We start from the raw sequence: 25,048 nt of genomic DNA, 5'->3' as shown, positions 1-25,048 counted from the left end.
AGCAGCCTCCGCAGTGCCGGTGCTCAGCCGCCGAAGAGCGTCTGGCCGACGTATTCGCCGTCCTTCGCCCCGGGCGGAATCGCCCACACCGTCGACCCGATGGGCACGGTCCAGACGTTGAGCAGATCCACCTCGGCGAGCCGCCGCTGGATCGGCAGGAACTGCCGGTCGATGTTCGCCTGGAACGACGCGAACATCAGCCCCGACTGACCCCCGGCACCGGTCTCGTAGTTGTACGGCCGACGCACGATCTGCACCTCCGGTCCGAGCCCGTCGCGGGCCCTGGCCATGTGCGAGGCCGCCGAGATCACCGTGAGACCCCGGTCGTCGACGGCCGTGAAATCGGGCTCGTCGAACTCGTCCGTGCCCGTCGTCGGCGCCCCCGAGTCGACGAAGCGGCCGACGGAGAAGTCACGCGCCGGACGGTCCGCCTCGTCCCACGTCTCGAGGTTCATCTCGATGTCGCGCAGCACGAGCGTCGTCCCGCCCTGCATCCACGACGGCAGCGCCTCGCCGAGGTCGGTCGGCGGCTCACCCCGCGCGGAGAAGACCGCGTCCGTCCGGCCGGTCGCCCGACCCCACACGAGGCGGCTGAAGTCCTCGGACCCCATGCCCGGGTTCGCCGTGCCGTCGAGCTGGCCGAAGAGGTTGCGCTGCGTCTGCCCTTCGCCCTTCGTGCCGTAGGAGTTGCGGAACCCCGTGCGCTGCCAGGCGATGTCGGCGAACGCCCGGGAGTCCTTCCACAGCATCCGGCGGGCATGCGCGACCCCGAGCGGATCGTCACCGCAGATCTGCAGGAGCAGGTCCCCGGTCGAGCGCTGCGGGTCGAGCCGGTCGATCGAGAAGCTCTCGAGCGGCCGCAGCCACTCGGGGACCGCCTGGCCGCCCGCGAGCGCGACGAGGTTCTGGCCGAAGCCGAAGGTCACCGTCAGGCGCGCGGGATCGGCCGCCATCTCGGGTTCGGAGTCCGCCAGGGGCGCGGTGCCCTGCGTGAGCGCGGCGGCATCCGCGGTGAGCAGACGCAGCCACCGCACGACGGCCGCGGCGTTCTTCGTCTCCGGCTTCATCGTGAACGCGAGGAACTCGCCGTGGGCCTGCGGGGCCGTCTCGATCCCGGCCTGGTGCTCGCCGTAGAACGGCACCGCGACCTCCCCGTTGACGCCGGTGGTGTCGGCGCGCGGCGGCCGCGGGGTGTTCGCCTCGGTGGCGCGCCCGATGCCGAAGCCGGCGAGCGACCCGACGGCTCCGACACCGCCGGCGACGGCCGCCGAGGCTATGAGGCCCCGGCGGCTGAAGCCGCGGCGGGTCGGAGCCGCCTCGGCGCTGTCCGACGCGGCCCCGGCGGCCGAGGACGTCACGTCCTCGGGCGCCGACCCGCCCGGCGGAGTCGACGACTCCGCCGATGACGACGTCCGCTCAGCGGCGGGCTCGGTGTCGCGACCCGACGCGGAGTCCGGGTCGCGGGGATCAGTTGTCACCGGAGCCCTCATCGCCCATGCCCGACATGTCGCCCATGCCGTCCATGCCGTCGCCGCCGTCGGAGGCGGCATCGGGCTCACCGGGCGCGTAGGTCTCCTGCGCACCCGTGTACTCCTTGGCCACCGCGGTCACGGAGATCGTCTCGTCATCGGCGGTGACGAGTTCGACGGTGATCTCCTCGCCGGGCTTGATCGGGCGCGTCATGTCCATGACCATGATGTGGTCGCCGCCCGGTTCGAGGTCGAGGGAGCCGCCGGCGGGAATGACGAAGCCGCCGTCCTTCTCCTGCATCATCATCGAACCGGAGCCGTCACCGACGGTCTCGTGGAGCTGGACCATGTTCGCGCCGTCGTAGTTGGCGCCGACGAGGTTGATGTCGGCGTCGGTCGTGTTCGTCACCTTGCCGAAGATTCCCGTCATGCCCTCGTCAGCGGCCTTGACCCACGCATCGTCGAACGTCAGCGAAGCCGACGCGTCGACCGAGGCGCTGCTGCTCGAGGCCGAGGGTTCCGAGGCGCTGCTCTGGCTGCCGCTCTGACCGCAGCCGCTGAGGCCGAGGACGAGAGCCGCCGACATGGCGAGTGCGGGCATGGTGGACTTGAGAATGGTGTTCTTGCGCATTTCGTCTGCACTTTCGTGTGGTGGCGTTCGTCGGCGGTCGGGTGCGGATCATGCCGTCGCCGAGGCGGGTCCGATGCGGCCATGAGGCGATCCCTGTCAGGAGGTCCCGCAGGGCGGGAGGCTCACCGGGATGTCCGCTCTCTATCGCGCCGTGTGTCGACGCGTGGCCGTGACCGATGCCGTAGGCGTGACGGCCCGGGCACGTAACCGACACCGGTCGGCGCTGGGCAACCGCGCCGCCGGGGCTGCATGATCGCATGACTCTGCGACGAATGCCGAGGGTGATGTGGAGTGCAGCGCGTCGTCAGATCGCGCGCTGCCGGTGGTGAGGTGTCAGACGAGCGCGGGAGGACCGCGACGGTAGTTCGGACCGATGACGGCCGCTGGCACCATGCGCGGGAGTTCGCGCACATGGCGGACGACGCGCAGGCGCGCCCCCGCAAGACTGTGCTGCGCGGACGCGAGCGCGCGCAGGGCGATGACAACCGGCCCCAGTGCCAGTTGGAGGATGCTGAAGAGGAGATCCTCACCGCGCTTGAGGATGATCGCGGTGACGATGACGGCGACGATGTGGGCGATGATCATGCCCGGGCCGGCGCCGTTGGCATGGCCCATCGAATGGCCCATCGGCGCGGCCTGACCGAGGTCGAGAGACCCGGTGGCCGGGGTCATGAGCTCGTGTTCGGCTGCCGACATCGTCGGATCCGGCGACGCCGAGGCGGTTCCACCGGCAGTCCCTCGCATCATCGACGACATCGGGCCGAACCAGCCCATCGAGGCGTGCATGAGGAGCTGACCGAGGCCGAGGATCGCGGCGAGGGCGAGGTATCCGAGGCGACGTCCCGCGAGGATCATCGCCGCCCAGAGGACGAGGACGAAGACGAAGCCGGTGCCGAGGGCGGAGAAGTCACCGCCGGCGCCGACGTGCATGAGGACCGCGAGCATCGTCGTCATCACGGCCGCGAAGAGAGCACGGATCGACTTGTGCCAGCCGGTCATGCCACCTCCTCACCTCAGGGTCCATGCAGGCTCCATTTACCCACTACACAGTGTAGAACCGCGCCCGGTGGCCGTGCCAGTCAGCGCCGACGGCTCAGAGCAATGTCACACTGCCGAGGCGGGCAGGAGTCACATGTGCGGCGCCACATCATGACCGTGTGACTCGAACTCACAATTCGCCCGTCGACAATCCACTTGCGTGCGCGCCGTCCACAGTAGCCGTGCCGTTTGTGGTCACAGAACCGAGCAAAATGCGGCCGAAGTAGTTGTCATCCTCGGGTTTGTGACCACAAATGGAGCCCCTGCACCTCTGCATCACTGCAGATCACACGCGTGCGGCCGCGTCAGGACGCCGTCAGATAAGTACTCGCACCGTCTCGGCGACATTCGCTACCCACTCGTCTCCACAATCGGCTGCATAACCCTACGCTGTCCACAGGCGCCATCTCAGCCCTTTCGCTTCCACACACCCCTGGCCACGATGGTGCACATGTTCGGCTACCTCGACACTCGCCCTTCGCATCGCCTGTTCCTCACGGGCGATGCCGGCGAACACGGTGTGACGGAATGGGACCTTCGTCAACGCTCCAGCGTCCGCACGATCTCTCACGGCATCCGCGCTGACGACCTGCAGACCGTGTGGCGAAAAGTGCCCTCGTGGGCGGATGAGCAATGGGAAGCCGAGAGCGAAGCGCTCAGAGCGCTTGAACTCCGGTATCCGCTCATCGCGGCGAGCCATTCCTCGGCGGCGCGGCTCTTCGGACTGCCGCTGCCACGCCGGCTCACCGACGGCCCTCTCCATGTCTGCAGCGACGACAGAGACCTGCGCATCCGACGATCGTCTGTCGTGCGGCACCGGGTCGCCGATTTCTCCACTGTGAGCATCCTCGGCCACACCCTCGTGTCTCCGTCCGTCCTCTTCCTGCAGCTGGCGACCATCCTCGACCGCGACGAACTGGTCCGCGTCGGCGATGCGATGATCGGTCGCTGGCATGGGCCGCCGCTCTGCACCCTCGAGGAGCTCGTCGCACACCTGAGGTCACGCGCGTCGATCCGCCGCAGACGAGTGGCCGAAAGCGGGCTCGAGCTCGTCCGCCCGGGGGTCGATTCACCGCGCGAGACCGATCTGCGACTGTGGGCGATATCGGTCGGGCTGCCCGAGCCCGAGGTCCATCCCGCGGTGTTCTGCCGCCAGCTCGGTGTCGAGATCCATCCTGATCTCGGCTATCGCAGGGCGCTGCTCGGACTCGAGTACGAAGGAGACCACCACCGCACCGACAGGACTCAGTGGGATGAGGACATTCGCCGGGTCAACGCACTGAATGCCGAGGGCTGGCTGATCATCCGCGTGAATTCGCGAACCGACATGGTCCAGCTCGAATTCGCGATCCGCCAGCGGCTGACGCAGAAGGGGCTCCTCTGACCGCAGAGTCGACCAGTGCGAGTGCCCGGGCCCCGTTTGTGGTCACAGAACCGAGCGAAACGCGGCCGAAACGGCTATCGCGCTCGGGTTTGTGACCACAAACGGGTGGTGACACCGGTCTGCCGCGAAGGGCCGTGCCGCTGTGGCCGCGTGGGCTGAATCATCCCGCCCGCGCCGAGGCGGTCGGCAGTCACATGCGCAGCCAGGTGTCCTCGGTGCGCTTGACCATGGCACCCGCCTCTTCGGCCGCATCGGCCCAGGTGACGGGATCGCCGGCGGCGCTGACGACGGAGTCGGAGAGAACGATGACGTCGAAGTTGCAGACGAGGGCCGCCATCGCCGAGGCCCACACGGCCCCGGGGTTCTCATCGACTCCGGCGATGACGATCCGGTCGACGGCCATGTCGTGGAGACCGGCGGCGAGGTCGTCGACGCCTTCGAAGATGTCGGGGTTGTCCGAGCGGAGGACGAGGTCCTCCTCGTCGGGGCCGAAGACGCTGATCTCCTCGTCGTCGCGACCGGAGACCTCCTCGTTCGTCGTGGCGAAGATGAGCACTCCGCCCACCGCACGGGTGCGGCCGACGATCCCGCCGAGGGTCTCGACGGCCTTCTCGGAGGTCAGCGCTGTGTCGTCGGTGTCGATGAGGAGCAGGGCATCCATGCCGACCATCTTCCCATGACATCGGCTCTCCCGGGCAACCAGACCCTCAGCTCGGGTCCCCGATCCACACGGTCGTCACCCGCATCTCGGCGTCGAAGAGGACGCAGTCGGCGGGTTGACCCACCCGCAGGAGGCTGTGGACGTCGGGGGCGAGACGGCCGAGTGCCCGCAGGGGAGTCAGCCCCGCGGCCTGGGCGGCGGCGATCGGACTCATCCCCACCTCGGCGACGGCCCGCTGCACGGCATCGTCCATGGTCAGCGTCGATCCGGCGATCGACCCGACCGATCCGTCGGCGGACCTGACCCGGGCGACCGAGTCCTCGACCCGCACCGGCAGACTGCCGAGCACATAGTCCCCGTCGCCCATCCCGGTGGCCGCCATGGCATCGGTGATGAGGGCGACGCGACCCGGCGCGAGCCCCGTGACCAGCCGCGCGGCCGGGGCCTGGACGTGGATGCCGTCGTTGATGAGTTCGAGCGTGACGTGCGGGGCGTCGAGGGCGGCGAGGATCGGACCCGGGCTGCGGTGGTGGATGCCGGGCATCCCGTTGAACGCGTGCGTGAGGATGCTCGCGCCCGCCTCGAAGGCCCGCATCGTCTGCGCGTAGTCGGCGGCGGTGTGGCCGACGGCCACGCTCACCCCGGCGTCCGCGAAGCGGGCGATCGCCTCGGGTGCGCCGGGCAGTTCGGGTGCGAGGGTGACCTGGGCGAGCTGCCCGCCCGCGGCCTCGAGGATGGTCTCGACCGCCTCGGGGGTCGGGGCGGTGAGCACCTCCGGGGAGTGCGCGCCCTTGAAATCCGGGGAGAGGAACGGGCCTTCGGCGTGGAGTCCGAGGACCGCGGGATTCTCCCGCGCGAGTCCCGCCCCGACCCGCAGCGAGGACGCGAGCCCGGCGATCGTGTCGGAGACATAGGAGAGGATGAGGGCACGGGTGCCGTGGGCGCGGTGGACGTCGAGGATCGCGCCGAGGTGGTCGGGGCCGTCCTCGACGTTGTGCCCGCCGCCGCCGTGGGTGTGGATGTCGACGAACGCGGGGGCGAGGTAGGCGCCCTCGGCGTCGATGATCCGCGTCGCCGGACTCGCGCACTGGTGCCACATCACGCCCCGACCGCGGTCGACGACGATGCCGTCGGCGACGGCGATCCACGTGTCGGCGAAGTCGATTGAGAACGTCGCGGGATCGCTGTCGAGGATGACCGCGTTGTGGACGACGACGTCGGGGATGGGAGCCGTCACCGCGTGCCTCCTGTCGGGCCGTCGGTCGTCGCGAGGTCGACGTCGAAGCCGGCGGCGGTGAGCTCGGTGACCGCCTCGGCGCCGAGACCGTCGTCGGTGATGATCGATGAGAACACGTCCGCCCCGCCCACCGAGGCGAACGAGCGCCTGCCGTACTTCGAGGAGTCGGCGACGACGACCGCCCGCTGTGCGCGCTGCGCCATGAGCCGGTTGACGTGCGCTTCGGCCTCGTTGACGGTCATCACGCCGGCACCGGCGGAGAAGGCATGCACCCCGATGAACGCGAGGTCGAGCCAGATGCTCGCGAGCACCGCGTCGACGAAGGAGCCGACGAGCTCGAAGCTCGAGGGGTTGATGATGCCGCCGCAGACGACGACCTTGATGCCCGGGTGCACCGCGAGCTTGTGGGCGACGTTGACGGCGTTCGTCACGACCGTGAGGTCGCTGACGAGGTCGTCGCGTTCGCTGATGGCATCGGCGACCTGAAACGTCGTCGTCCCCCCGGAGAGCCCGACGGCGGTGCCGGGGCTGATCTGGGCGACCGCGGCGCGCGCGATCGCGGCCTTCGCCTCGGTGGCGGCGGCCTCCTTGTAGCGCAGGGACAGGTCGTAGTTGACGTTCTTGCGGGTCGCCCCGCCGTGGGTGCGCTCGAGCAGGCGCCGTTCCTCGAGCAGGTCGAGGTCCCGGCGGATCGTGGCCAGCGAGACTCCGAGCTCCTCGCTGAGCGCGTCGACGCCGACCGTGCCCTCCCGGTCGAGGCGACCGAGGATGCGGTCGAGGCGGTCTTCGCGCGTGCTCATAGTGCCACTCTCAAGCCTCGTGTGCGGGTTTGGCAAGCGGATCCGGTGCCGGCGCCTCGGCGAACAGTTCGAGCAGGCGGGCGACCTCGGCGGCGAAGGCCTCGCGCCCGGGCGCGAGGTACCGGCGCGGGTCGACGAGGCGCGGGTCCGCCGCGAGGGTCTCCCGCACCGCCCCGGTGAAGACGGAACCCAGGTGAGTGGAGACGTTGATCTTCGCCATGCCGGCCCCGATCGCCCGCTCGAGCTCGCCGTCGGGAACCCCCGAGGAGCCGTGGAGGACGAGGGGCACGGGCACCGCCGCGGCGAGCCGGATGATGAGGTCGAGGTCGAGGCGGCTCGTGCGCTCGAGCATGGCGTGGGAGCTGCCGACGGCGACGGCGAGCGCATCGACACTGGTCGCAGCCGCGAAGTCGACCGCCTCGGCGGGATCGGTGCGCACGCCCGGGGCATGCGCGCCGTCCTTGCCGCCGATCTCCCCGAGCTCGGCCTCGACGCCGATGCCCTGGCGGTGGGCACGGCGGACCACCTCGGCGGTCGTCGCGCAGTTCTCCGCGTAGGGCAGGTGGGCGCCGTCGTACATCACGGAGTCGAAGCCGAGCTCGAGCGCCTCGTCGACGAGGGCGAGGTCCGTCGCATGGTCGAGGTGGACGGCGATGGGCACGCTCGCGGCGGCGGCGATCGTGAGCGTCGCCCGGGCGATCGGCGCGAGGGTCCCGTGGTATCTCACGCAGTTCTCGGAGATCTGCATGATGACCGGGCGCCCGGCGGTCTCGGCGCCGGCGGCGATCGCCTCGGCCGATTCGAGGGTGATGACGTTGAACGCGCCGATCGCCGAGGCGGGGGTGGCGGGGGTGCCTGCCGTGCTGGCCTGGCCGGGGGTCGCCGAGGCGGGGGCCGTCGCGTCCGAGGTACGGCGCCCGAGTGCGGCGAGGAGATCCGTCGTCGCTGCCTTCGTCATGGTCTCGCTCCGTCTGTGTGAGGGGTCGGGGTGGTGGCCGGGGCCGGAATGTCCTCGGTGATGACCTGATGGCCGAAGTCGCGCCAGCGCGCGTGGATCTGCCCGGCCTGCGGCATGAGCACGGCGGCGGCCGATACTGCGACCGCGCGCGTGAGCAGCACGCCGATCTCCGCAGCGCCGAGGTGGTCGCCCGCGAACTCCCGCGCTGAGTCGTCCCCGGCGTCGGCTCCCCCGCCGGCGTCGGCTCTCGCACCGGCCCCGGCCTCGCGGGAGGCGAGCGTCCAGGCCAGTGCGGCGACGGCCGCATCCCCCGCCCCGGTCGGATTGCCGTGGAGGGTCCGGGCGAGCCGTGCCCGGCGGCGCGGACCGGTCGCATCGACGAGGTCCATGCCGTCGGCTCCGCGGGAGACGAGGACGTGGCGAGCGCCCGCGTCGATGAGGCGTCCGGCGCCGCGGAGCACGGGATCGCCGCACGCGGAGACCGCGACGGCCGTGTCGCTGAGGCGCGCACCGGCCAGCGCCGTGCCAGATGAGGACGCCCGCTCGATCGCCGCCGCGCACTTCGCGCGTTCGGTGCCGGCCTCGCCTGCGAAGAGCGCGCGCAGCTCCTCGTCGTTGGGTTTGACCCAGTCGGCGCCCGCCTCGGCGGCGGTGAGGAGACCGGCCCCGGACGTGTCGACGATGACCGTGACCCCGACCGCGTGGGCGGCGGCGATGAGCCCGGGCACGAGATCGGCGGGACAGTCGTCCGGGGTCGACCCGGAGATGACGAGGACCCGCAGACCCGGTGCGCGCAGTCGGGCGGTCAGACCGGCACGCAGCTCTGCCCACACGTGCGCCGGATGCGGGTGGGCGGTCTCGTTGATGAGCGTCGCGCGCCCCGAGTCCTCGATGACGGCGATGCTGCGGCGCAGCGGAGCCGGGGTGTCGGTGAGCTCCCACCGCACCGACTCCTCGTCGTCCGCGGCCGGCCAGTGCTTGGCGCCGACGGGACCGACGGCGACGGAGGGCACTCCGAGGGCGGCGAGCACCCGGGCGACGTTGACGCCCTTGCCGCCGAGCACCTCGGCGGCCGGTGCCGCACGATGCGTGCGCCCCCGGTCGAGCCGGGGGACGGTGAGCGTGCAGTCGAGCGCGGGACTGAGCGTGAGCACGGCGACCGCCGGCGCCGCTCCGTCCGGCAACGAACTGTCCGCGGTCATGCGTGCCCTCGGGTGAGCAGGCCCGCTCCGATGAGGCCGGCGACCGGGCCCAGACCGGCCCGCCGGATGTGCGGGGCACGGTGGAAGTCGAGGCGGGAGCGCAGTGCGGCGTCGACGCCGTCGAGGAGCTCATCGGCGCTCGAGAGTCCCCCGCCGAAGACGATGACCTCGGGCGCGACGACGGCGACGAGCTGGGCGCACATCGCACCGAGGGCATCGACCGCCTCGGCGAAGACCGCGGCGGCGATCGGGTCCCCGTCGTGCATCGCCTCGAGCACCCCGAGCGACCCGGAGACGTCCCGGCGGCTGCGCGCGGTGTAGCGTTTGGCGATCGAAGCCGCCGAGGCGATGTGCTCGATCGGCCCGCGGAACACGCCGTCGGCGACATCGACGGTCACCTCGGTGAATCCGACCTCACCGGCGAACCCGCCGGCGGACACGAGCGTGCCCTCGACCATGATCGCCGCGGCGATCCCCGTGCCGATCGTCACCATCGCCGCGTTGTCCGGCATCGCCTCGGCGAAGGCGAACTCCGCGCGCCCGGCCGAGCGGACATCGTGGGAGACCGTCACGGGCACGCCGAGGCGCTCGCTGAGGATCGCCGCGAACGGGACGTCGCGCCAGCCGAGGTTGGCCGAGAACACCCCGGTCCCCGTCGCCTCGTCGACGATCCCGGGGAGGACGACGGCCGCCTCGGCGATGGGATGGGCGGGGTGAGCGGTCGCGAAGCGGGCACGGAAGTCCGCGACGACGTCGACGACCTCACCGGCGGCGGTGTCGGTGCACTCGGGGGTCGGGGCGGTGATCGCGTCGACGAACCGACCCGCGGAATCGAAGAGGACGGCCTTCATCCCCGTCCCGCCGACGTCGACGGCGAGCGCGATCGGTCCGGGACCGAGGCTCCGACCGGCGGCGACGCGGTGGATCTCCTCCCGCGTCGTCATCGGTCGAGGATGACGGAACGGGTCAGCGAACGCGGATGATCGGGGTCGACGCCGAGGCGGCGGGCCTTGATGAGCGCGAGCGCGTGGAGGCGGACGAGGTCGGCCAGGGGGTCCCGGTCGGCCTCGACGAAGCGGGCGCCCGTCGCCTCGACCTGATCGGCGAGCCCCTCGGGGGCCTCACCGAACTGCCAGGTCACCCGGCCGGGCGCAGCGATCGCGATGGGACCGTGCCGGTACTCCATCGACGAGTACGACTCCGTCCACGCCTGCGCGGACTCGCGCAGCTTGAGCGCCGCCTCGTCGGCCACTCCCCAGGTCCATCCCATGCCGAGGAAGCTGTACTGCTCAGCATCGATGAGGCCGTCGTCGAGGATGTCGGGATCGACCTCGGAGAAGTCGGCGGAGATCCCGTCGAGCACGGTCCGCGCCTGGCCGATCGCCTGCTCGACGGCCGCGGTCTGCCCGGCCCACGCCCGCAACAGGGCCATCGTCGAGGTCCCGAAGCGCGTCTGGACGACGGAGCGCTCATCGGCGTAGTCGAGGGCGATGGCAGCGGTGGCCGCTCGCGCGATCGGGGTGTCGGCGCCGCCGACGATCGCCGTCACCGGCACCGCACCGTCGAGGCGGGCCAGCGTGTCGATGACCTCGGTCGTCGTGCCGGACCGGGAGATCGCGACGACGCGGTCGTACGCGCGGTCGAAGGGGTATTCGCTCGCTGTGAACGCGTCGGTCTCGCCCTGTCCGGCGGCCTCGCGGAGGTTCGCGTAGACCTGCGCGCCGAACCAGGAGGATCCGCATCCGATGACCGCGATCCGCTCGCCGTCGCCCGGGACGGCCGCCTCGGCGACGGGGAAGGACAATGTGGTCTCCCACATGTCCGGCTGACTGCGGAGCTCCTCCGCCATGAACGTGCCGCCACTGGCCATTACTCATTCTCCTGATCGTTTTTCGATTCAATCAATCATTATCATGGCATATTTCTCCACAAGTGGATAGTATTCGTGTACGGTTACCTGTGGTTCACATCTCGCAAAGGAGCAGTCACGTGGCATTCCTCACCGACCTGGGGCGGGCACCGCGGCTCGTCACGATCGTCGCGTTCGCGGCCGTCGCACTCGGCATCACCTACGGGTACGACATCTCCAACATCGCCGGCGCCCTCCTCTTCCTCGAAGGGGATCTGGGCCTGAGCAGCGCCGAACTCGGCGGTCTCGCGACCGCCGTCGTCATCGGTCAGATCGTCGGGGCGATCATCGGCGGTCCGCTGTCGAACGCGATCGGCCGCAAGAAGTCGATGTTCCTCATCGCCGCCGGCTACATCGTCTTCTCCGTCATCTCCGGCTTCGCCCCCGGCTATCTCTCCCTGCTCATCGCCCGCCTCCTCCTCGGCGTCGCGATCGGCATCGCCCTGGCCGTCGTCCCCGTCTTCATCGCCGAGTCCTCGCCGACGAACGTCCGCGGCGGCCTCCTCGTGGCCTACCAGGTGACGACCGTCATCGGCATCATCGCCGGCTACCTCGTGTGCTGGGGACTCGCGCTCATCGAATCGTGGCGCCTCATGCTCGGACTCGCCGCGGTGCCCGCGGCGATCGTCTTCCTCCTGCTGCTCAAGGTCAGGGAGACCCCGCACTGGCTCATGCTCAAGGGACGCGACGCCGAGGCGGCCGATGCCCTCCGTGCGCTCGATCCGGACCGCGACGTCGACCGGGATCTCGGGCAGATCCGCACCGAGCTCAATCAGGAGAGCGGCCGCCTCGTCGACATGTTCCGCGGCCATCTGCTCAAGGCCACGCTCTTCGTCATCGGGCTCGGCTTCTTCATCCAGATCACCGGCATCAACGCGACGATCTACTACGCGCCCTCGATCTTCGAGTCGATGGGCTTCAGCGGCTACGGCGCACTGCTCGGCCTGCCGGCGATCGTCCAGACCTTCGCGCTGGCCGCGGTCATCGTCTCGATGTTCATCGTCGACCGCTTCGGGCGGCGGCCGGTGCTGCTCACCGGCATCGGGGTGATGATCGTCTCGACAGTCGTCCTCGTCCTCACCTTCAGCCTCGGCGGCGAAGCGGGCAGCACGACCGGCGGCACGGTCTTCGGGGTCATCGGCATCATCGCGTTCACGATGGGCTATACGTTCGGCTTCGGCTCGCTGGTCTGGGTCTACGCGGGTGAGACCTTCCCCGCGAAGTACCGGGCGCTCGGCGCCTCGCTCATGCTCACCGCGGACCTCGTCGCCAATGCGATCGTCGCCCAGTTCTTCCCCGGGCTGCTCGAGCTCATCGGCGGCGCGGGCGTCTTCCTCGTCTTCGGTGCGCTCTCCGTGCTCGCGTTCCTCTTCGTCTTCCGCTTCGCCCCGGAGACGAAGGGCCGCGACCTCTCGGAGATCTCCGCCTACTGGGCCAACGGCGCGAAGTGGCCGACGGGCCTCGAGAGCTCGCGCCGGTAGGACGGTCGCTGCCCTGCGGGTCAGCGGACGGCCGCGGTCGTCCGGGGCGCCGGCAGTCGACCGTGCCGGTCGGTGCCCGGTGCCGTCGCCGTCAGCTCATTTGAAGGTCGGTGAAGGAACCGGTTCGCCGTCGACGGTGAGCGTCGGCAGCATCTTCTTGAAGTCCTCGGCGGCGGCCTCGTCGGTCTGCAGCGCGCGCATCTCGACGCTGATGTTCACGAGGCGGCCGTTCGTCTGATACCCCAGGGTCGCGCCGTACATGACGGTCGGCTCCTGGTTGATCGCGAAGATCTCGTCCTCTCCGAGCACTGCCTGGTACGTCCAGAAGTAGCCCGATGCGATCGAGCCGGTGCGCTCGGCGTTGACCGTCGATCCCTGTTCGGAGAACTGGTACTGCTTCTTCCCGTCGACGACCGCCTTGGGTGAGTCGTCGAAGGCCTCGTTGCACGAGATGATGATGGTGTCGCTGTCGGTGATCGACGTCCCCCGGCTGTAGACGATGAACGCCGGGCTGCTGCTGCCGTCGAACCAGTCGGGGCCGATCGCGAAGCTGACATTGACCGGGCATTCCGCGCCGAGGTTGTGCGACTTCATCTCCATGCCCTCGGGAACCGTGGGGCCGGTCGGCTCCTCCGTCGGCTCGCCCGGCTCCTCCTGGACGCCGACGGCGAGCGGTCCCGAGTCGCGTTCGGCGGTGCGGACCTGCAGGACGGCGCACCCGCTGAGCAGGAGGGAGGCGGCGGCGCTGACCGCGGTGACTGTGCGGACCACCGGTCTCGTCATCGCGAGTCGTTCCTCCTGCGCAGATCGCGCCGGCTCGGGAACGGCTGGTCGGCCGCACCGGGCTGTGATGGATCAGGCTGCGCCGGGCCAGGCTGAGCAGTGCCCGGCTGAGCAGTGCCAGGCTGAGGAACGCCGGACTGCGGTGAAGCCGGCTGGCTGCCGTGAGGGTGGCCGCCCTGGGGCTGCGCATTGCCCGGCTGGCCGCCCTGGGGCTGTCGATCGCCGTAGCCCGCCTGCGCGTTCGGCTGCGGCTGACCACTCACCGCCTGACGGCCATCGTGCGGCTGCGGCTGAGATCCGGGCTGAGCGCCAGGCTGGCCACCGGGCTGCGGTGTCGGACGGCGCGTGGGATCGGCGAAGCGCCGGTGCTCGGGGACACCGAACTGCTGACCGCCCTGTTGCCCCGGGACTCCGGCGGGAAGCCCTTGGCCGGACCGCTGGTGTCCTGCGCCCTGAGCGCCGGGGACGCCCTGGTGGGGACCCTGCCCGTAGCCTGGTCCCGAGCGCTGTCCGGGACCTTGGGCCGGGTAGCCGCCGGGTTGGCTGCCCACGGGCTGGTGACCGCCGGGCCGCTGCGCGCCCGGCCCCTGCGGCATCGCCGCGGGCCGACCCTGCGGAGACTGCGCTCCCTGCTGCTGCGGGATTCCCTGCTGCGGGACGCCATGCTGCTGTTGCGGAACCTGCTGCTGTGGCGGTCGCTGCTGCGGACCGCTGTCGGATTGTCCACCGCCATGAGGCACCCGCTGGGGTCCGCTGTTGGGCTGCGGCGCACCCGCCGGCATACCGCGGCCCTGCGGCTGACTGCCCACTGGCACACCACCGCTCTGGGCCTGGCCCTCGACAGACACACCACCACTGTGGGGTTGGCTGCCCTGGGGCTGGCCACTCTGCGGCTGGCCACTCTGCGGCTGGCCGCTCTGGGGCGACCGCGTCCCGGGCTTGAACTGCGAATGCTGACCGGAGTCGACGGGGAACCCGCTGCCGCTGCCGACGGACTCCCCCGTCGAGCGATCGATGAGCGTGCCGTCGACGCGTTCGAGGCGGCGCTTCGATGTCCGCCTCGGCGTGCCGAGGATCCGCCCGTTGAGTTCGGCCTCGCTCGGCTGACGCGGCGGGAGGAACCCGGGGGCGTGGCGCATATCGGGGTTCTGCACTGGCTGAACGGGATGCGAGCCGGCAGCTGCGTGGGCACCGCCCTCGGCCATCGGAGGCGCCCCGACCGGATCGGCGTCGGCGAGGACGGGAAGGACCATGCGCACCGAGGTGCCGACGCCCTCCTGGCTGAAGAGCTGCACCGACCCGCCGTGGCGGGCGACGATCGAGCGGACGAGGGAGAGGCCCATGCCCGAACCGGCGACGGCGCGCACCCGCGAGCCGCGGGAGAGTTCGTCCCACACCTGGTCCTGCTCCCCCAACGGGATGCCGCTGCCGGTGTCGGCGACCTCGACGACGACCCACCGATGGTTGTCGATGATCTGCTCGTTCGCGCGGAGTTCGACGACTTCGGCCTGCGAGGAGTACTTGAGTGCATTGCCGAGCAGATTGAGGATCGCGGTGAGGAGGAGATCCTCCTCACCGGCGACGTCGGGCAGGCGCCAGGGAGCACGCGCGACCGTCGCCACGATCATCCGATCCTCGGCGCCCGGGGCGGTCGAGGCGTCCTCGACGGCCTGATGGATGAGACGGTCGAGGTCGACGCGGGAGTACTCGATGATGCGGGTCTCGACATCGGCGAGTTTGCGCAGGTCGGCGAGCAGACGCGCGACCCGGCGGGAGGAGATGTCGACCTGCTTGGCCGAGGGCTCCACCTCGGCGAGCGTGCCGCCCTGTCGGGACACCTCACGGATCGTCGCCGCCGACGTCCGCAGGGCGGTGAGCGGATTCTTCAGCTCGTGGTCGAGGCGGATGAGCATCCGATTGCGCTTGGCGAGCGAATCCTCGGCAGCCGCGGACTCGATCGACTCGCGCAGCGCGGCCTCCCGGCGCTTGAGACGCCGCCAGCCGAAGAACACTGCCGCCGCGAGCCCCGCGAGGACGAGGACGAGGATGAGGAGGAACAGCCAGATCTGGACCTCGATGACCAGGAAGTTCGTCATATCCGTCGGAGTCCTTCCTCACCGTGGACGTCGCCGACGAAACGGTAGCCCCGGCCCTGGACGGTCGCGATCCACCGCGGTTCGGCGGCATCCTCGCCGAGCACTCGCCGCAGCTCGGCGACCCGGGAGTCGACGGCGCGGGTGCCCACGGCCTCCTCGAATCCCCAGAGGACTTCGAGGAGCCGGGCGCGGTCGATGAGTTCGTCCTGATGGACCATGAGGTATTCGAGCAGGGTGAAGCCCTTGGGCGTGATGACGAGTTCGCGCTGCCCGAGCCACGCGCGCCGGCCGACCCGGTCGACCCTCAGCCCGAAGCTCGAGACGAGCACCGGGGCGGTCGCGAGCGGCGGGCCCTCACTCCGGGTCCGGCGCAGCACCGCGCGGATCCGGGCGACGAGCTCATGGGGGTCGAAGGGCTTGTTGAGGTAGTCGTCGGCGCCCTCTTCCAGCGCCATCGCCCGCTCCACGGCCTCCCCGACCTGAGTGAGGAGGAGGACCGGCACCCAGTTCTCCTCCTGCCGCAGGGTGCGCAGCACCTGCCGACCGTCGGCCCCGGGCATGAGCACGTCGAGGACGCAGACGTCGGGCTGGTGGCGGCGGATCTCGTCGAGGGCGAGCAGTCCGTCACCGGCGGCGAGCACCCGGAACCCCGAGCGCTGAAGGAAGGGCACCACCGCGCCGAGCACATCCGGCTCGTCGTCGGCCACGAGCACCAGCGGCTGCTGGTCTCGCTGGTTGTCAACCGTCATGTTCGTCCGTTCCGAACTCTCGTCGGCGCTCACGGGCCGTCTCCCTGGCCTCCGCGCGATCGACGGCTTCGGCCAGCTCATCTCGATACAGCATAGATCGACGCAGGTGCTTGGTGCGATAGCCGGCGCGACCGACCATGTGGGTGGCGACGGGAATCGTCACGAGCTGGAACGACACGATGATCGCCAGCGTCGTCACCGTCGCCCACGTCGGGAACTGGATGGCGATGGCGATCGCGATGAGGACGAGGCCGAGCACCTGGGGCTTCGCACTCGCGTGCATCCGCGAGAGCAGGTCCCCGAACCGGAGCAGACCGACCGCGGCTGCGAGCGAGAGGAGCGCGCCGAGGAGGATGAGGATCGCGCTGATGAGATCAAGGACCATCGTGTCCCCCCTTCCCGTCGTCGTGCCGATGCCGCCCGACCGCATCGGTGGGCCCGGCGAGCCCGTCGCCCTTCGCGGCACCTGCCGCCCCGTCAGGCGATTCGCCGGCGAGCTCGTCATCGGGTCCCGCGTCGGGACCGCTGCCGGCGCCTTCTCCGCGCTCGTCATCGGGTGTCGCCGAGGCGGTCGTCGCCTCGGCGGGGCCCGGATCCGGGACGACGACCTCGTCGCGGACGGTGATCTCGACGGGTCCGTCGGGGACGTTCGAGATGCCGCGGGCGACGTCCTCGGCCCACGCCGCCTCCCGAGCGGACTGGGCGTCACCGGTGGCGGCGGTCTCGCTCTTCGGCATGTGCCAGTCGGAGGCGGAGAAGTCGCTCAGCGCCCCCGCCTCGGCGCCCGGGGTCATCGAATCGGACTTCGAGACGTAGCGGGAGACGCTCACGGACCCGACGAAGCCGAGCATCGCGAGGACGATGAGCACGGGCAGCAGGTCGGTGCGGCCGGTCACGGCCATGAACGCGCCGAGACCGCACATGATGGAGGCGAGGATGACGTCGGTGCCGATCATGCGGTCGAGGATCGAGGGGCCGCGGATGACGCGGTAGAGGGCGACGAACACCGAGGCGGCGAAGAGGATCGTCGCGACGGCGATGATGACGGTGACGACGAGGCCGTTCATCGGGTCCCTCCTCTCTCGGCGGACGCGGCGAGCGGGTCGGGGTCGACCTTGAGCGCGGCGAGGTCACGGGTCGACCCGAGCGCCTTGATGAGCAGGCCCTCGATGTCGTAGACCTGCTTCTTCGCGGCGAGGATCTTCTCGTCGGTGTCGGCGTCGAGGACGTGGAGGTAGAGGCGTCCGCGGGCGCGGTCGCTGTCGACGATGATCGAGCCGGGGATGAGGCTCGCGGTGTCGGCGACGAGCGTCATCATGAGGTCCGAGCGTGTCCGCAGGTCTGCGGCGATGACCGATCCGGCACCCACGGCCTTCGGGCGGAACGAGAACCACGCGACCTCGACCGACGCGATGACCATCGAGTAGAGGAACCAGCCGGCGAAGACCGCGGCGTGGAGGATGTTGAAGCGGCCGGAGAGGACGACCGGCGGCAGGTAGAAGACCCGGGTGACGAGGAACGCGAGGATGATGCCGGTGACGACGCTGAGCACTGTGAGCGAATCCCACAGCATCACCCAGAGGACGACGAGGAAGAAGACGAGGACGAGCTGCTGGATGATCCGGCGGCCCTTGTTCACCGGTGTGCGCGGCGTCATCAGCCACCACCTCCGAGCACCTGGTTGACGTAGTTGAGTGGGTCGGCGAGGTTCTCCGCGGCGCGCATCGACAGGTCCCACAGGGGTCCGGCGAAGATCGTCAGGAGGATCGAGACGAGGACGATCGCCGAGGTGGCCGCGAACATCGGTCCCGGCACGCCGATCCGCGAGCGCCAGGTCCCGCCGGCCAGGATCGTGCGCTTGCGCTCGGCGAACTCCTCGACGAGCTCCTCGTTCGGCTCCTCGGCGTCGGCCGGGTCGCGCCAGAACGCGAGGTTGAACGTGCGGCCGATGACGTAGAGGGTGAGCAGGCTCGTCACGGTGCCGGCGACGATGAGCGCGGTGGCGAGCCAGTTCTGGTCCTCGAAGCCGGCGGCGAAGAGCGCGACCTTGCCGATGAACCCGGAGAACGGCGGAATCCCGGAGAGGTTGAGGGCGGGGAGGAAGAAGATGATCGTCAGCGCCGGGGAGAGCACCATGAGCCCGCCGAGGGAGCGCGTCGACGTCGACCCGCCGCGCATTTCGACGAGTCCGATCGCGAGGAACAGCGCGGTCTGGACGATGATGTGGTGGACCGTGTAGTAGATCGCCGCGGCGAGCCCGAACGTCGTGCCGAGCGCGACGCCGAAGAGCATGTACCCGATGTGGGAGATGAGCGTGAAGGACACGATGCGCTTGATCTCCGACTGCGCGATCGCCCCGAGGATGCCGACGAGCATCGTCAGTCCCGCGGCGATGAGCAGCGGGACCCGCAGCGACGAATCGGAGAAGAGCAGGGTCTCGGTGCGGATGATCGCGTAGATGCCGACCTTCGTCAACAGGCCCGCGAACACCGCGGTGACCGGGGCCGGCGCCGTCGGATACGAGTCGGGCAGCCAGAACGAGAGCGGGAAGATCGCCGCCTTGATGCCGAAGCCGATGAGGAGGAGGACGTGGAGGACCATCTGCACGTCCGGCGGCAGCTGGTCGAGGCGCTCGGCGAGCTGGGCCATGTTGACGGTGCCCGTCGCCGCGTAGATGACGCCGATCGCCGTGAGGAAGATGATCGAGGAGACGAGGGAGACGACGACGTAGGTCACGCCCGCGCGGATCCGCTCGGCCGTCGCACCGAGGGTGAGGAGGACGTAGGACGCAAGCAGGAGCATCTCGAAGCCGACGTACAAGTTGAAGAGGTCGCCGGCGAGGAACGCGTTCGCCACGCCCGCGCAGAGCACGAGGTAGCTGGGGTTGAACACGGAGATCGGCGTCTCGTTCGAATCGTCGTTCGCGTCCTGGCTGAGGGCGTAGATGAGCACGCAGAGGGTGACGAGCGAGGACACGACGAGCATGAGGGCCGAGAGCCGGTCGGCGACGAGCGTGATGCCCTCCGGCGGCTCCCAGCCGCCGATCGCGACGACCTGCGGCCCGTACTGGTCGACCCCGAGCAGGACGACGAACGCGATGACCATGACCGCGGTGAGCGTGAGCACGGAGACGATGTTCTCCGAGCGCGTGTGCTTCGACAGGACGAGGGCGAGGCCCGCGCCCATGAGCGGCAGCAGGACGGGCAGGGGAACGAGGATGGGCAGGAGCTCGGTCATCGGTCCTCCCCCTTCTCCCGTGTGCTCTCGGTCGTGTCGGTGCGACCCGTCGTGTCGGTTCTTCCCGTCGTCTCGGTGCGGCCGGGGTCGGCGGTGCGGTCAGTGCTGTCGGTGCCCCCGGTGGTCCTTCCCGGCGCCGAGGCGGGGCCCTCGTCCGCATCGGATTCCTCGGCGGCCTCGGCCTTCCGCTCTGCCGGGGTGCCGTCGTCGTCGAGGTCGACGGCCCCGCGGATCGGGCTCTCGGCCTCGTCGCCGAACTCGGTGTCGTCGTAGTCGGTGCCGCCTTCGGCCTCCGAGTTGATCATCTTCGTGATCGCGACCTGGAGGTCGGCGGCGTCGTCCTGGAGGGAGTCGGCGCGCACGAGTCGCCATGAGCGGTAGATCATCGCGAGGAGGAACGCGGTGACCGCGAAGGTGATGACGATCGCGGTGAGGACGAGGGCCTGCGGCAGCGGGTCGGACATGCCCACCGTCGAGAGGTTCTTCCCGTCGGTCAGCGGCGGCCTGCCGCGCCCGGCGGTGAGGATGATGAGGAGGTTGACGGCGTTGCCGAGCAGGATGAAGCCGAGCAGCACTCGGGTCAGGGAGCGCTCGAGCATGAGGTAGACGCCGCACGCGAAGAGCACTCCCATCGCGAGGACCATGACGAAGGGCAGACTCACAGCCGTCCTCCTTCAGCGCCGTTGTCGACTTCGAGGTGGTTGACGCGGTTGAGGATCTCGGAGACCGCGTGGTGCTCGGCTTCGTCGCCGATGCGCTCGGTGAGGCCGAGCGAGGTGTTGAGCCGGTCGGTGAGGAGGAGCTCGTCGCGCTCCTGGTGGAGGTCGACCTCGGCGCCGAGGGAGCGGAGGATGTCGAGCATGAGGCCGACGACGATGAGGTAGACGCCGATGTCGAAGAACGTCGGGGTGCCGAACTTGAGCTCGCCGAGGAGCGGGAGCGTGCCCTCGACGTAGATCGACTTGAAGACCGCATCGCCCCAGAACCAGCCGCCGACCGCGGTGAGCACGGAGAGGATGAGCCCGGTGCCGAGCAGGCCCGAGGGAGTGAAGCGGGCCGCCTCGGCGAGTTCGAACTTGCCTCCCGCGAGGTAGCGGACGACGAGGGCGAGACCGGCGACGAGACCGCCGGCGAAACCGCCGCCGGGGGTGTTGTGCCCGGTGAAGAGCAGGTAGACGGAGAAGACGAGGACGGCGTGGAAGATCAGGCGCGCGGTGACCTCGAGGATGATCGAGCGGTTGCGCGGGGCGAGCGTGCGCCCGGCGATGAGCCACGAGGCCCGGCGCTCCTCGAGACCCTCATGGTCGCTGTCGGCCTCCCGGCGCGGGCCGATCTCGTCGGGCACGGGCTGGAAGCGCAGCTGACCGGCCCGGCCGAAGCCGGTGCGGTCCGGGGAGAAGCGGCCGAGGTGGCCCTCGCGGCCGCGGACGAAGATGAGCCCGGCGACTCCGGTGCCGGCGGCGACGAGGACGGAGATCTCACCGAACGTGTCCCACACGCGGATGTCGACGAGGGTGACGTTGACGATGTTCTGGCCGTTGCCGATGACGTAGGCGAGTTCGCCGAAGTCCACGGAGACCGGGTCGAACATCCGCACGCCGGCGGCGAGGAGGACGACGACCATCATCGTCACGCCGACGCCGGCGCCGATGATCGCCCGCCACGCCGGGGTGAAGCGCCCCGTGCTCTGCCCGATCCGCGCGGGCAGGCGGCGGAGGACGAGGACGAAGACGACGATCGTGATCGTCTCGACGAGGACCTGCGTGAGCGCAAGGTCCGGGGCGCCGATGAACGCGAAGAACGCGACCATGGCATAGCCGGAGATGCCGGTGACGACGACGGCGGTGAAGCGCTTCTTCGCGCGGGTCGCGGCGATCGCGACGACGATGAGGACGGCGGCGACGATGAAGTCGAGCGGACTCGCGGCGAGCTGGAAGCGGATCGGCCACGTGTTGTTCGTGATGAGCGCGAGCCCGACGCCGCCGATGAGGACGAGGTAGATGACGCTCTGGTAGAACGGCAGCGAACCGCGCTGCGTGCGTGCGGTGACCCAGAGCGCGAGCGCCTCCATGCCGCTGATGAGGCGGCGGTAGACGTTGTGGAAGTCGATGCCCGCCGGCAGAGTCGACTGGACCTTCGCGACGGTCCGGCGGAACCAGAAGAGGACGAGGCCGGCGGCCACGGTGACCGCGGAGAGGCCGAGCGCGGGTTCGAAGCCGTGCCAGAGCGCCAGGTAGTACTCGCCGTCGGCCGGGTTCGTCGTCGGCAGCACCGAGGTCCACGCCTTGAGATAGGGGTCGAGGACGCCGGCCGCGGGCCCGAGGATGAGGGTGAGAGCGGCGAGGATGATCGGGGAGATGACGAGGGTGACGTTCTCGTCGCGGCGGGCGATGTCGTCGACGCCGGGCTTCGAGGAGAACGCTCCCCACACGAAGCGCGCCGAGTAGGCGACGGTGAGGATCGAGCCGATCATGATGCCGATGAGCGCGATGACCCCGGCCTTCGTCCCCGATTCGAGCAGCGTCGAGTAGACGGCCTCCTTCGCGACGAATCCGAGCGTCGGCGGGATGCCGGCCATCGAGGCCGCGGCGATCGTCGCGCACACGGCGACGACGGGGAACGCCTTCCAGCCGCCGGAGAGCTTCGTGAGGTCGCGCGTGCCGGCACGGTGGTCGATGATGCCGACGCAGAGGAAGAGGCAGGCCTTGAAGAGGGCGTGGCCGACGAGGAGGGCGAGCGCCGCCAGAGTGAGGTCGGGTGACCCGAAGGCGGCCATGACCGTGAGGAACCCGAGCTGGGAGACGGTGCCGAAGGCGAGCAGGAGCTTGAGGTCGGTCTGCCGCAGCGCCTGCCACCCGCCGATGAACATCGTCAGGAGACCGAGGGTGAGGAGGATCTCCGTCCAGCCCGGCAGATTGTGGTAGCCGGGGGCGAGCCGCAGGATGAGGTAGATGCCGGCCTTGACCATGGCCGCGGCGTGGAGATACGCGCTGACCGGAGTGGGCGCGGCCATCGCGCCGGGCAGCCAGAAGTGGAAGGGCAGGAGCGCGGACTTCGAGACCGCGCCGACGAGGATGAGGATGACGGCGGTGGTGATGACCGGGCCGGTGTCCATGCCCAGCTGTGCGCGCTCGACGAGGGCCGACATCGACCCGGTGCCGGTGGCGGTGATGAGCAGGACCATCCCGACGAACATCGCGAGGCCGCCGGCCGTGGTGACGATGAGCGCCTGGAGGGCCGCCTGCCGGGACCGTCGCCGGGACTGGCTGTGGCCGATGAGGAGGTAGGAGAAGACCGTCGTGCCCTCCCAGAACACGAAGAGCACGAGGAGCTCGTCGGCGAGGACGAGTCCGTACATCATGCCCGCGAACGCCATGAACACCGCGGCGAATCGGGCGAGGCCGGGTTCGTCGGCGGGGAAGTAGCGGGCGCAGTAGACGAGGACGAGCGTGCCCACACCGGTGACGATGAGACTCATCACCCACGAGAGGATGTCGAGGCGGAAGATGCCGGAGAGTCCGAGCGCGGGAAGCCAGTCGAGGTTCTCCACGACCGGGGCGCCGTCGGGGCCGAAGAGCGCCGAGGCGGCGCTGAGGGTGAGGATGAATCCCGCCAGCGGGACGAGGGCGAGGAGGAAGAAGGCGTTGCGGCCGAGGATCCTCACCAGCGGATAGGCAATGACAGCAGCCCCGAAGAAGGCTCCCGTCATGGCAATCACCGGCGGACACCTCCGTCTTCAAAGGGGGATTATGGGGTCATATCTGCTCAACAGTATTTTCTCATGGAACACCCCTGATCTCCCAATCAATGGGCTGTTCGCTCAGATGGGGAGATTCAGCCCCGCAGCTGCCCCGAGGTGACAAGGAACCCGTTCTCATCGAGCCCCGTGCCGTCACTGCGGGAGAGCAGCTCCGCACCGATCCGATCGACGAGGTCGGCCACCTCGGCGCGCATCCGACGGAACCGGCGGGGACGGCCGGGTCGGTACCGCAGCTGCTCGGTGTCCATCCAGTGCACGTGGTACTCGATCTGCGGCTCGGCGGTGCTCGCGGCGATGATCGGCGGCACCCATTCGGCCTCGATGACGCGGATCTCGATCTCCCCCGCCCCTTCGTCGATCTCCCCGAGCGGGATGAGGAGTGAGTATCCGTCGAGGACGACCGGTGCCGTGGCGTCGAAGAGGGGATCGTCGAGCGTGGCCTGTGCGAGCACCGCGGCGTCGGGGGTCGGCAGGGCCTGCTGGAAGGCGTGCGGGGCGTGGCGGCGCACGACGGAGAGCGCGACCTCGGGTTCGAGCCAGTACTGCGAGTAGATGTAGAGGTCGACCTTCGCATCGGGGTCGGGGACGAGGACGCGGGTGGGCAGTCCGTCCTCGTCGGCGAGGCGGACGGCGAGGTGCAGGCGGGAGGCGATCGACAGGAGGAGGCTGAGCTGTCGCTCCTCCTCGCGGTCGGGCAGTCCCTTGGGGAACGCCTCGTGGAGGCCGTCGGCGTCGGCGAACCAGTCCGGCGGCGGGGCGGGCTCCCGGTCCCGCGGGCAGTCGAGGACGACGGCGTGGGTCGCCCACTCGGGAACCTCGAGGGCGGCCGCGGTCGCCGGGTCGAGGTCGACCCCGGCGCTGAGCCGCGAATGCCGGGACAGGCGCACCTGGCCGTTGTCCCCGAGCCGGGCGGGGACATCGGGCAGGCGGTTGTGGACGAGCGCGAGGACGTCGGAGACCTCGACCTCGGCGTCGAGGAGCAGGAGGTGGAACACGCGCAGATCGGCGGCGGCCGCCGTCGGCGCGGCCTGCTCCGCCTGTTCCCGCTGCCGCAGCTCGCGCCGGGAGATCACATGGCCCTCCGGAAGAAGTTCGCGTGCGACCGGGAGGCCGTCGGGCCCCGCTGGCCCTGGTACCGACTGCCGGTGATCTGCGAGCCGTAGGGGTTCTCCGCCGAGGAGCTGAGCCGGAAGAAGCAGAGCTGGCCGATCTTCATGCCAGGCCACAGGGTGATCGGCAGCGTCGCGACGTTCGAGAGCTCGAGGGTGACGTGCCCGGTGAACCCGGGGTCGATGAAGCCCGCCGTCGAATGCGTGAGGAGCCCGAGGCGGCCGAGCGAGGACTTGCCCTCGAGCCGCGCGGCGATGTCGTCGGGGAGAGTGACGAGCTCGTGCGTCGACGCGAGGACGAACTCGCCGGGGTGGAGGACGAAGGGCTCCTCGGGGGCGACCTCGACGAACCGGGTGAGCTCGGGCTGTTCGAGGCTAGGGTCGATGACCGGGTACTTGTGGTTGTCGAAGAGACGGAAGTACCGGTCGAGGCACACGTCGACGCTCGCGGGCTGGACGAGGGAGAGATCGCACGGATCGAGGGCGATGCGGCCGGATTCGAGTTCGGCGCGGATGTCGCGATCGGAAAGGAGAGTCACATCCC

Annotated in this window: 23 protein-coding genes; 2 read left to right on the top strand and 21 right to left on the bottom strand. The window is 70.0% G+C overall.

All coding sequences use genetic code 11. From position 1 onward, the window contains the following. Positions 1-23: 23 nt before the first annotated feature. The 3 genes from J9315_RS01135 to J9315_RS01125 all read right to left on the bottom strand — a co-directional run bounded on the left by J9315_RS01135 (position 24) and on the right by J9315_RS01125 (position 3,099). Positions 24-1,478: a Dyp-type peroxidase gene (locus J9315_RS01135; RefSeq protein WP_349251974.1), complete on the bottom strand. Its 1,455-nt coding sequence runs from the start codon at positions 1,476-1,478 to the stop codon at positions 24-26. Next, on the bottom strand, positions 1,468-2,070 hold the full coding sequence (locus J9315_RS01130; RefSeq protein ID WP_249120983.1) for a copper chaperone PCu(A)C: 603 nt from the start codon (positions 2,068-2,070) through the stop codon (positions 1,468-1,470). The genes J9315_RS01135 and J9315_RS01130 overlap by 11 nt, the downstream gene beginning before the upstream one ends. 363 nt (positions 2,071-2,433) lie before the next feature. Beyond that, the gene (locus J9315_RS01125) at positions 2,434-3,099 is read right to left on the bottom strand and encodes a hypothetical protein (protein ID WP_211978611.1); all 666 of its coding nucleotides are present in this window, start codon (positions 3,097-3,099) and stop codon (positions 2,434-2,436) included. A 283-nt stretch (positions 3,100-3,382) separates the two neighbouring features. On the opposite strand from J9315_RS01125, the gene J9315_RS01120 reads away from it, so the two are divergent. Beyond that, positions 3,383-4,522 (top strand): hypothetical protein, encoded by a 1,140-nt coding sequence (locus J9315_RS01120; RefSeq protein WP_211978610.1) that lies wholly within the window; start codon positions 3,383-3,385, stop codon positions 4,520-4,522. Positions 4,523-4,712: 190 nt separating this feature from the next. Here the strand turns inward: J9315_RS01120 and J9315_RS01115 are convergent, their stop codons facing one another. From J9315_RS01115 to J9315_RS01085, 7 genes are read right to left on the bottom strand one after another with little or no spacing between them, the layout of a single operon-like run. Next, a complete protein-coding gene (locus J9315_RS01115; RefSeq protein WP_211978609.1) occupies positions 4,713-5,183 on the bottom strand; it encodes an isochorismatase family protein in 471 nt (156 codons plus the stop codon). Positions 5,184-5,229: 46 nt separating this feature from the next. Beyond that, on the bottom strand, positions 5,230-6,420 hold the full coding sequence (locus J9315_RS01110; RefSeq protein WP_249120982.1) for an N-acetylglucosamine-6-phosphate deacetylase: 1,191 nt from the start codon (positions 6,418-6,420) through the stop codon (positions 5,230-5,232). Continuing rightward, positions 6,417-7,220: a DeoR/GlpR family DNA-binding transcription regulator gene (locus J9315_RS01105; RefSeq protein ID WP_198499930.1), complete on the bottom strand. Its 804-nt coding sequence runs from the start codon at positions 7,218-7,220 to the stop codon at positions 6,417-6,419. Before J9315_RS01105 ends, J9315_RS01110 begins: the two co-directional genes overlap by 4 nt. A 10-nt stretch (positions 7,221-7,230) precedes the next feature. Beyond that, a complete protein-coding gene (locus tag J9315_RS01100) occupies positions 7,231-8,178 on the bottom strand; it encodes a class II fructose-bisphosphate aldolase (protein WP_211978608.1) in 948 nt (315 codons plus the stop codon). Beyond that, positions 8,175-9,380: a PfkB family carbohydrate kinase gene (locus J9315_RS17390; RefSeq protein ID WP_249120981.1), complete on the bottom strand. Its 1,206-nt coding sequence runs from the start codon at positions 9,378-9,380 to the stop codon at positions 8,175-8,177. The genes J9315_RS01100 and J9315_RS17390 overlap by 4 nt, the downstream gene beginning before the upstream one ends. After that, positions 9,377-10,324, bottom strand: coding sequence for an ROK family protein (locus tag J9315_RS01090; RefSeq protein ID WP_211978607.1), 948 nt, complete (start codon positions 10,322-10,324; stop codon positions 9,377-9,379). Before J9315_RS01090 ends, J9315_RS17390 begins: the two co-directional genes overlap by 4 nt. Beyond that, positions 10,321-11,250: an SIS domain-containing protein gene (locus J9315_RS01085; RefSeq protein WP_211978606.1), complete on the bottom strand. Its 930-nt coding sequence runs from the start codon at positions 11,248-11,250 to the stop codon at positions 10,321-10,323. Before J9315_RS01085 ends, J9315_RS01090 begins: the two co-directional genes overlap by 4 nt. Positions 11,251-11,312: 62 nt before the next feature. On the opposite strand from J9315_RS01085, the gene J9315_RS01080 reads away from it, so the two are divergent. After that, positions 11,313-12,770, top strand: coding sequence for a sugar porter family MFS transporter (locus tag J9315_RS01080; RefSeq protein WP_349251973.1), 1,458 nt, complete (start codon positions 11,313-11,315; stop codon positions 12,768-12,770). A 96-nt stretch (positions 12,771-12,866) separates the two neighbouring features. On the opposite strand, the gene J9315_RS01075 is transcribed toward J9315_RS01080, so the two are convergent. From J9315_RS01075 to dcd, 11 genes are all read right to left on the bottom strand, one after another. Then, on the bottom strand, positions 12,867-13,553 hold the full coding sequence (locus J9315_RS01075; protein WP_211978605.1) for a hypothetical protein: 687 nt from the start codon (positions 13,551-13,553) through the stop codon (positions 12,867-12,869). Next, complete coding sequence (locus J9315_RS17385; RefSeq protein WP_249120980.1) at positions 13,550-15,649, bottom strand: ATP-binding protein; 2,100 nt, start codon at positions 15,647-15,649, stop codon at positions 13,550-13,552. Before J9315_RS17385 ends, J9315_RS01075 begins: the two co-directional genes overlap by 4 nt. Beyond that, positions 15,646-16,398, bottom strand: a complete 753-nt coding sequence (locus tag J9315_RS01065) for a response regulator transcription factor (RefSeq protein WP_198499935.1) — start codon at positions 16,396-16,398, stop codon at positions 15,646-15,648. The genes J9315_RS17385 and J9315_RS01065 overlap by 4 nt, the downstream gene beginning before the upstream one ends. Next, positions 16,388-16,783: a monovalent cation/H(+) antiporter subunit G gene (gene mnhG, locus J9315_RS01060; RefSeq protein ID WP_198499936.1), complete on the bottom strand. Its 396-nt coding sequence runs from the start codon at positions 16,781-16,783 to the stop codon at positions 16,388-16,390. The genes J9315_RS01065 and mnhG overlap by 11 nt, the downstream gene beginning before the upstream one ends. Continuing rightward, positions 16,773-17,465 (bottom strand): monovalent cation/H+ antiporter complex subunit F, encoded by a 693-nt coding sequence (locus tag J9315_RS01055; RefSeq protein ID WP_211978604.1) that lies wholly within the window; start codon positions 17,463-17,465, stop codon positions 16,773-16,775. The genes mnhG and J9315_RS01055 overlap by 11 nt, the downstream gene beginning before the upstream one ends. Beyond that, the gene (locus tag J9315_RS01050; RefSeq protein WP_198499938.1) at positions 17,462-18,055 is read right to left on the bottom strand and encodes a Na+/H+ antiporter subunit E; all 594 of its coding nucleotides are present in this window, start codon (positions 18,053-18,055) and stop codon (positions 17,462-17,464) included. Before J9315_RS01050 ends, J9315_RS01055 begins: the two co-directional genes overlap by 4 nt. After that, on the bottom strand, positions 18,055-19,635 hold the full coding sequence (locus tag J9315_RS01045; RefSeq protein ID WP_211978603.1) for a Na+/H+ antiporter subunit D: 1,581 nt from the start codon (positions 19,633-19,635) through the stop codon (positions 18,055-18,057). Before J9315_RS01045 ends, J9315_RS01050 begins: the two co-directional genes overlap by 1 nt. Continuing rightward, on the bottom strand, positions 19,632-20,297 hold the full coding sequence (locus J9315_RS01040) for a Na(+)/H(+) antiporter subunit C (RefSeq protein ID WP_211978602.1): 666 nt from the start codon (positions 20,295-20,297) through the stop codon (positions 19,632-19,634). The genes J9315_RS01045 and J9315_RS01040 overlap by 4 nt, the downstream gene beginning before the upstream one ends. Beyond that, a complete protein-coding gene (locus J9315_RS01035; RefSeq protein WP_211979227.1) occupies positions 20,294-23,344 on the bottom strand; it encodes a Na+/H+ antiporter subunit A in 3,051 nt (1,016 codons plus the stop codon). The genes J9315_RS01040 and J9315_RS01035 overlap by 4 nt, the downstream gene beginning before the upstream one ends. A 125-nt stretch (positions 23,345-23,469) precedes the next feature. Then, positions 23,470-24,468, bottom strand: coding sequence for a hypothetical protein (locus J9315_RS01030; protein ID WP_211978601.1), 999 nt, complete (start codon positions 24,466-24,468; stop codon positions 23,470-23,472). Then, on the bottom strand, positions 24,465-25,043 hold the full coding sequence (gene dcd, locus J9315_RS01025) for a dCTP deaminase (RefSeq protein WP_137824968.1): 579 nt from the start codon (positions 25,041-25,043) through the stop codon (positions 24,465-24,467). The genes J9315_RS01030 and dcd overlap by 4 nt, the downstream gene beginning before the upstream one ends. Positions 25,044-25,048 lie beyond the last annotated feature (5 nt).

It is taken from the genome of Brevibacterium sp. W7.2 (assembly GCF_018137945.1).
GTDB lineage: Bacteria > Actinomycetota > Actinomycetes > Actinomycetales > Brevibacteriaceae > Brevibacterium > Brevibacterium sanguinis.
The sequence above is the reverse complement of the archived record's forward strand: the minus strand, read 5'-3'. Positions and strand labels throughout refer to the sequence as shown.